Raw genomic sequence first — 7,318 nt, forward strand, 5'->3', positions numbered from 1 at the left:
AACGGGGAAAAAATGTCTAAATCCCTGGGCAACTTTATCACGATTCGCGAGTTACTCGATCGCCCCACCGATCCGATGGCAGTTAGGTTATTCGTCCTGCAAGCACATTACCGCAAACCAATTGATTTTACCGACGATGCGATCGCGGCTGCTACCAATGGTTGGCACACCCTCAGAGAGGGATTGTTGTTTGGACATCTATATGGTGAGCAACTCGGATGGAACAAGGAGGACAAGGAGACAAGGGGACAAGGAGGACAAGGAAGTAATTCTAGCCGCTCTCTGCTCTCTACTCCCTGCTCCCTGCTCCCTGAAGTAGTACAGAGATTTAAAGCAGCAGTCAATGATGACTTTAATTTTCCGAATGGATTGGCTGTGCTGCAACCTTTAGCGAAGGAATTGGCGCGGGAAGGTAATCTATTGGTACACCAAGGCAAGACAGAAACCCCACCGGAGGAATTACAACGTCAGTGGTACACCCTGGTGACTTTAGCTGAGGTTTTAGGATTTACCGCCACAATAGAGTCTGACACTACGACTAATGACGGTTTAAGCGATACAGAAATTGAAGCTATGCTGGAACAAAGGCAAGCTGCTAGAAAAGCAAAGAATTTTGCCGAATCAGACCGCATTCGCGACGAACTACAGGCTCGCGGAATCACTGTAATTGATAGCCGTGATGGTACGCGATGGCATCGCAACTAAATCGTCCTTTGTTGTCTGTATCTAACTTGCTGCTCCTCGTTGCCACTATCTTTTTAGCAATTTTGTTGTGGCAACTCCGAGGCTTATTAGTAACTTTGATGATAGCTGTTGTTTTAGCAGCCGCGATCGCTCCTATTGTCAACGTAGCAGAAAGATGGCGGTTTCCCCGTTGGCTGGCAGTCATTGGCGTATATCTCACTTTAGTGGCTGGCTTAACTGGAGTCGGTTTACTTGTCGGTCCTACCCTGATCGCTCAGATTGAAACTTTGGTGAGAATACTGCCGCTTTATATCGACAATCTTGTCGGACTGGTAGAACAATTCGCGCTCAAATTGGGAATTACTGAATCAGAAATCGAGCAATTTTTTGACCTGCAAGCATTAACCGGGTGGATAATTCGCTCCGGTCAACAATTATTAGTCAGTTCCTACGACATCACCACCGGAATTTTAGGCGGAATGTTTAACTTAATTCTGGCGTTCTTGCTTTCAGGCTATATGGTTGCTGGTAGGGAAAATTTAATTTCAGGTTTAGTCAATTTATTTCCCCAACCGTGGAACGATCGCCTTGCCGAGCAAGTCGAACCGATTGCCCGTCGTATGGGAGGATACATTCAAGGTCGAGTCTTGGTTTCAGCAATTTTATCCGTTGCCATTACAATCGGTTTGGGTATTTTAGGTTTATCAGAATTTGCCCTAGCTTTAGGAGCGATCGCTGGATTTACCAATTTAATTCCTTTTCTCGGACCCATCTTAGGTGTAATTCCGGCTTTAGTCGTCGCCATTTCCCAAGGTGGCTGGACGTTTTTGTGGGTATTATTGTTATTTATCGTCGTCCAGAACCTAGAAACCTACGTTCTCGATCCCCTACTTGTTGGTTCCTCTGTCCAAGTCCATCCACTCTACCAATTACTAGCCGTTTTGGGAGGAACCCAAGTTCTCGGTATTCTAGGAGCCGTGATCGTGCCACCCTGGATTGCCGGAGCATCAGTACTATTAGAAAACCTATATTTACGACCGAAATTATTAGCTGAAGGCAAAGCAATCAGTAAGTCGTAGGTCCTAAGCTGGAATTAAATGCTTCCTGCTCCCTGCTCCCTTTCTTCACTGATAACTGATTCAAGCGGATTTCCGCTGTTGTGTTTCATCTGGTTGCAACTGCCGTCGTCCGTTGTAGATGATGCGGAGTGCTTCTGTAAGCTGCTGCTCCAAACTATTAAGCACAGCATCGGCATAATCATCCGCACCGCGTAGAATATCCTCTGCCTCCATAATTGCCTCTTGCCGCATCCGCTCGATTTGCCGTTCTGCTTCTTGACGCAGGCGATCGATTTGTTGCAGATTTTCTTCTTGCGCTAATAAGCACTCTTGTTGAACTTGCTGCTGGAGTTGCCTAGCTGAGAGGTCAGCTTGTTGTACAATAGTCGTCCGATCGATAATCTGGGCTGCTTGTGTCTGTGCCGTCTGAATAATTTCGTCAGCTTCTTGTTCTGCCTGCAAGAGAATGTTCTGTCTTTGCGCGACAATCGCTTGTGCTTGTTGTAACACAGATGGTAGGAGCGATCGAATGAGATCGATTCGATCTAGCAACTGCTCCTCATCTACTAGTGTTCTGCGCGTCAGAGGAATATGGGGACTAGAAAGAATTATTTCTTCTAGCCGAGCCAATTCCTGCTGAATTTCTCCGCTACCTAGATCGGCAGCATCTGCTAGCGGCGGAAAGCTTCTATTCTCTTCAGGCTCTAGATTGGGTGAGTTTTGGCTTGGCATCGGTAAACATCCCGAGCAATGTGCGGTGGGACTAGATGGTCGATGGGACCGCCAAATTTAGCGATCTCTTTCACCACACTACTACTTAAAAAACTGTACTCATTTGATGTCGCCAAAAAAACAGTTTCAATTTCAGATGATAGCGTTTTATTGATGTGAGCCATCTGTAATTCAGCTTCAAAGTCTGAAATTGCTCGTAAACCACGGATGAGAGCTTTAGCTTGTCGCATTTGAGCGTAATTGACGGTTAAACCATCAAAACTATCAACCTCCAGATTAGGTAAATGACGAGTGGTGAGGCGAATTTGTTCTAGCCGTTCTTGCACGGTGAACATAGGTGTTTTATTCGGATTGCGCAACACGGCAACGACTAAGCGATCGAATAGCTCACAACCGCGTTCGATAATGTCGAGATGTCCTAAGGTAATTGGATCGAAGCTACCAGGATAAATGGCTAGCACTAGTCAACAGCCTCAGAGTTACTGGAAAATTATAAATCAGTTGTCAGGGAGTAGGGAGTAGGGAGTAGGGAGCAGGGAGCAGTGACAAATGACAAATGACGAATGACTAACTCAATATAATCCTCTCAAGTACCGCTAAAATTGAATGCAGCAGTGTTCTGGCTGGAATTGGTGGGCGCTCAATCGGGCTTAACCTAAAACCACTTTTGCCATTGGTGCTGTAGAGACGAGAGCGAATATCGAGCCGCAATCGCCAATTCTGGCGTTGAGAAGCGGGCTGAGGGGAAACTGGAGTATGACGGTCAAAAAATTAACGGAAGCTGACAGAACAGAAATTTTGGATTTGTATCGCAATACAGGAGAGACAACATCAACGCTAGCAGATCGCTATGGAGTGAGCAACTCTACGATTAGTCGCTTCTTAAAAGTGACTTTGCCAGAAGATGAGTATGAAACGCTCATTGCAGCTAAACGGGCGGCTCGGACTCCTGGGGGAGCAGAGAGAGAAGAGGTAGCAGCGATCGCTTCCCCTGTGGTAGAAGTACCCTCACCCACCCTAGAAGCACCCGTACTAAAAACAATATCTGAACCCGAACCAGTTGTTGAAGCCCCTACCCCCAAACCTGTTAAAAAACGGCGTTCGACAGCGAAGACTGGAGCAGAAATCGAACCGCTAGCGGAACAATTAGAGTTACTCAGTAACCCTTCCCTACCTGTAGAAGAAGTGCGCGAGGAGGTAAGCGCAGAGGCTAGCGAGATTGCAGCAATTATGGTAGGAGAAGAATTGCTCGATGAAGATGAAGACGAAGATGATGAGGATGACGATCTAGAAGATTTAGAAGATTTAGAAGATCTAGACGAAGACGACGATTTCGAGGAAGAGACAACACCAGTTATTAGAAGGCGATTGCCCGTCGAAAGCTTCGTCAGGGTGTTACCGTTGTCAGAAGCAATGCTGCCGAGAACATGTTATATCGTGATCGATCGCATGGCAGAATTAATTACGCGACCGCTGAGGGATTTTGGCGATTTGGGACAAATTCCCGTGCAAGAAGTCCAACAAAAAACTCTACCGATATTTGACAACCATCGGGTAGCGCGGCGATTTTCTAGCAAACGCGATCGAGTGATTAAAGTCCCTGACAGTCGCATGTTGCAAAAAACTCGTTCTCAACTCCAGTCTAAGGGCATTACTCGCCTGCTTTTCGACGGACGAGTCTATTCTTTGTCGTCTAGTTAGATGTTTGGAGAGGCGCGCTATGTCGTGTCTCTATTTACAGAGTTGCTTGTTGCGCAAGATTGTTTCTCATTTGGAACGATGGCAAAAGTTTAAGTGTCTTGTCTTGAAAGAGAGGAATCTGGTGTTGTGACAAGCGCGATCGCTCGATCTCAAGAAAATTTTACAGCGCTTCTGGCGGCAAACAAAATTAAGTGGTTTTGTCGTCAGTTAACTAGTTGGGCTACTCTCAATCTGCGAGAATTTCCTTGGCGCACTACTACAGATGCCTATGCTATTTTCATCGCTGAGTTTTTGCTCCAAAAAACTGGTGCTAATACAGTTGCTCCAATTTATGAAGCTTTTTTGACTCGATATCCTACCCTCGAAGATTTGGCAACGGCATCAGTAGCAGAAATTGCGATTTTACTAAAGCCTTTGGGTTTGCATTTCCGTGCCGATCGCCTTTATCGATCTGTACGGGTAATTATCGAACAGTATGATGGTAAGATTCCCGCATCAGAGGCTCAGTTGCTTTCTTTGCCTGGAATTGGGTTATATACGGCACGTTCTATTTGTGCCAATGCTTTTGCGCAGCCGCTAGCAATACTCGATACCAACGTAGCGCGGATTTTAGAGCGATTCTTTGGTTTGCAGGGGAATCGTGTCAAATCTCGTTGTAAGCTGTTATGGAGTGCGGCTGAATATGTCGCTCCGAAAACAAATGTGAGTCGGTGGAATTTAACGTTACTAGATTTTGGTGCGGGAGTTTGTACGGCAAGAAATCCTAGTTGTGGAATTTGTCCGTTGCGATCGCAATGCAATTACGCCAAAATTAATCTTGACATGAATCATGAATAAAGCAAATTACGGTGTAGTTTTGGTCACAGCCGGAGCGCAACAAGAAGCAGAGGCGCTCGCCACTTCTTTAGTAGAATCTAAGTTAGCTGCTTGCGTGAATGTTTTTCCCATCCAATCTGTCTACATGTGGAAGGGAGAAATTAATAAAGAACGAGAATGGTAATTATTAATTAAAACAGATTTAGCTCAATTTTCCAATTTAGAAGCTAAAATTCGTGAATTACATTCTTACGAAGTTCCCAAAATTATTGCTCTACCTATTTTGGTAGGTTCCCAACCTTATCTAAATTGGATTTCTGCTTCTGTTAAATAATGTAGCGTTTCCCATACATCTGCAATATTTTTGTAGGGGCGCACAGCTATGCGTCCCTTACGAATATGGCTATTTCAACATACTCAAATTAATTATTCCTGGAGATGATCTTTAGGATTTATATGTAGAGTGCGTTAAATTACGCACTCTACCAAGGACGAAAGCTTTGACAAAAAGTTCCCACATCTATACTTATTTGACTGTATTATAGCGTGAAAATTTTATTTTGAACGATTGTTATAAAAATAATATGACAGTTTATTAACAGTCTACATCTGCTGCAAGTTGTGATTGGCGATCGCTACCTTAGTTGTAGTGAAGGTGATACGGCAAAGGTTTCGGGCAAGCCAATAACTCAGTCATAAATGGTAAAAAAGTTATTCGATTGTCTGATACATAAACGCCATCTTTACGACACACAATACACAAGTTTTTGTTGGCTCAAGAGTTACTTATGAAACGCTCAATCAAGTCTATTCTCGCTCTTTCTGCTGTGTCTGCATTGGCTATTATTCCTACATTTCTTCCTGTAGGAAAAGCCTCAGCCCAAACTTTTGCATCAAATGGTACGGACGCGAACTATCTCGGTGGTGGTATTTCCGTAGGCGTTACCGATGGTGATAGCCCCATATATGACGACGATTCTCAAGTTGGTGGCAACATTCAAGGACGATTCGCGATTCCAAACGCGCCTATTTCTGCCAGAGGTGCAATCTTATTTGGTGGCGATTCAACCGCGCTGATGCCGTTGGTAACATATGATGTTCCAGTTGCTCCCAACACCAACCTCTACCTCGGTGGCGGTTACTCCTTCAATACCGAAGAAGGCAATTCTTCGCCTCTAGGTAACAAAGATGCCATCGTGCTAACTGCTGGTGCTGAATCTGAAGTTGGGAGCAACGTGGTTGTTTACGGTGATGCCAAGTGGGGTATTGATTCCTACAGAGACAGCGATTCTGATGCTGTCAGCATTCAAGCTGGTGCGGCTTACCGCTTTAACTAACGATTGAGGTAAAGGCGCACAGTCGTGCGCCTTTACCAATTCAAAGCTGGGATTGTTTACTCTTATAAATCGAGTCAGCCCCAGCTTTTCGATCGTGATAGGATCTATAGAGTTAGTCTATTCATCACAAAATCGACGGAATTACCGGAGATTAAACAGCCGTAGGGGTGTTATCGAATTTACCGGAGCGGCGGTGAAATATTTTTGTGAAATCAGCATCCAACTCTAATGGTTAAATCTTCTACTCCTCCCACCCCCGTAACTCGCAAGCCTTCCAAAGTTGAAGGGATTAAGGAACGCAGCAATTTTTTGCGGGAACCAGTCGCGACCGAAATTTTACAAGATACAACTCATTTTACCGAAGAAGCCATCCAGATTCTTAAGTTTCACGGTTCTTATCAGCAAGATAACCGCGACAACCGGATTAAAGGTCAGGAGAAGGACTACCAATTTATGGTACGAACAAAAAACCCAGGTGGGTTCGTACCAGCTCAATTGTATTTGACTCTGGACAAGCTGGCTGAAGAATACGGTAATCAAACTTTGCGCGTCACCACGCGGCAAGGCTTTCAGATGCATGGCATTTTGAAGCGAAATCTGAAAAGTGCGATCGCAGCCATAATTCAAAGTATGGGTTCGACGCTGGGAGCCTGTGGTGACATTAATCGTAACGTTATGGCTCCTCCGGCTCCATTTAAAAATAAGCCAGAATATCAACACGCTTGGGAATATTCTGAGTATGTCGCTCAGTTGCTCTCGCCACAAACAGGGGCATACTATGAAATTTGGCTAGATGGAGAAAAAGCCATTAGTGCGGAAGAAAACCCTGAAGTTGTAGCCGCACGGCAGAGAAATGGTACGGGAACGGTTTTTCACGATAGCGAAGAACCACTCTACGGCACGCACTATATGCCCCGTAAGTTTAAGTGCAGCGTCACTGTTCCTGGTGATAACTCCGTAGATTTGTTTTCTCAAGATTTAACTTTGGTA

Annotated in this window: 7 protein-coding genes and 2 pseudogenes; 7 read left to right on the plus strand and 2 right to left on the minus strand. The window is 44.9% G+C overall.

What is annotated here, in order from left to right; translation table 11 throughout:
• On the plus strand, positions 1–705 hold a 705-nt coding region (locus ACRC32_RS15745), incomplete at its 5' end, for a DALR domain-containing protein (RefSeq protein ID WP_438554856.1).
• Positions 690–1,763 (plus strand): AI-2E family transporter, encoded by a 1,074-nt coding sequence (locus tag ACRC32_RS15750; RefSeq protein ID WP_438554857.1) that lies wholly within the window; start codon positions 690–692, stop codon positions 1,761–1,763. The genes ACRC32_RS15745 and ACRC32_RS15750, both read left to right, overlap by 16 nt.
• Positions 1,764–1,823: 60 nt before the next feature.
• Here ACRC32_RS15750 and ACRC32_RS15755 read toward each other — a convergent pair whose 3' ends face one another.
• Both ACRC32_RS15755 and coaD read right to left on the minus strand, forming a co-directional pair.
• Positions 1,824–2,474, minus strand: a complete 651-nt coding sequence (locus tag ACRC32_RS15755; protein WP_438554858.1) for a DivIVA domain-containing protein — start codon at positions 2,472–2,474, stop codon at positions 1,824–1,826.
• Positions 2,447–2,935 (minus strand): pantetheine-phosphate adenylyltransferase, encoded by a 489-nt coding sequence (coaD, locus tag ACRC32_RS15760; protein ID WP_015156330.1) that lies wholly within the window; start codon positions 2,933–2,935, stop codon positions 2,447–2,449. Before coaD ends, ACRC32_RS15755 begins: the two co-directional genes overlap by 28 nt.
• 295 nt (positions 2,936–3,230) lie before the next feature.
• On the opposite strand from coaD, the gene ACRC32_RS15765 reads away from it, so the two are divergent.
• The 5 genes and pseudogenes from ACRC32_RS15765 to ACRC32_RS15785 all read left to right on the plus strand — a co-directional run.
• On the plus strand, positions 3,231–4,175 hold the full coding sequence (locus tag ACRC32_RS15765; protein ID WP_438554859.1) for a helix-turn-helix domain-containing protein: 945 nt from the start codon (positions 3,231–3,233) through the stop codon (positions 4,173–4,175).
• Between the two features lie 126 nt (positions 4,176–4,301).
• The gene (locus ACRC32_RS15770; RefSeq protein ID WP_438554861.1) at positions 4,302–5,012 is read left to right on the plus strand and encodes an A/G-specific adenine glycosylase; all 711 of its coding nucleotides are present in this window, start codon (positions 4,302–4,304) and stop codon (positions 5,010–5,012) included.
• Positions 5,005–5,325, plus strand: a pseudogene (gene cutA, locus ACRC32_RS15775) (divalent-cation tolerance protein CutA). The gene ACRC32_RS15770 and the pseudogene cutA overlap by 8 nt, the downstream one beginning before the upstream one ends.
• A 454-nt stretch (positions 5,326–5,779) precedes the next feature.
• Complete coding sequence (locus ACRC32_RS15780) at positions 5,780–6,328, plus strand: outer membrane beta-barrel protein (RefSeq protein ID WP_438554860.1); 549 nt, start codon at positions 5,780–5,782, stop codon at positions 6,326–6,328.
• 228 nt (positions 6,329–6,556) lie between these two features.
• Positions 6,557–7,318, plus strand: a pseudogene (locus tag ACRC32_RS15785) (sulfite reductase, ferredoxin dependent); the annotation flags it as partial.

It is taken from the genome of Chroococcidiopsis sp., assembly GCF_051657925.1.
In the GTDB taxonomy this organism is placed as follows: domain Bacteria; phylum Cyanobacteriota; class Cyanobacteriia; order Cyanobacteriales; family Chroococcidiopsidaceae; genus Chroococcidiopsis.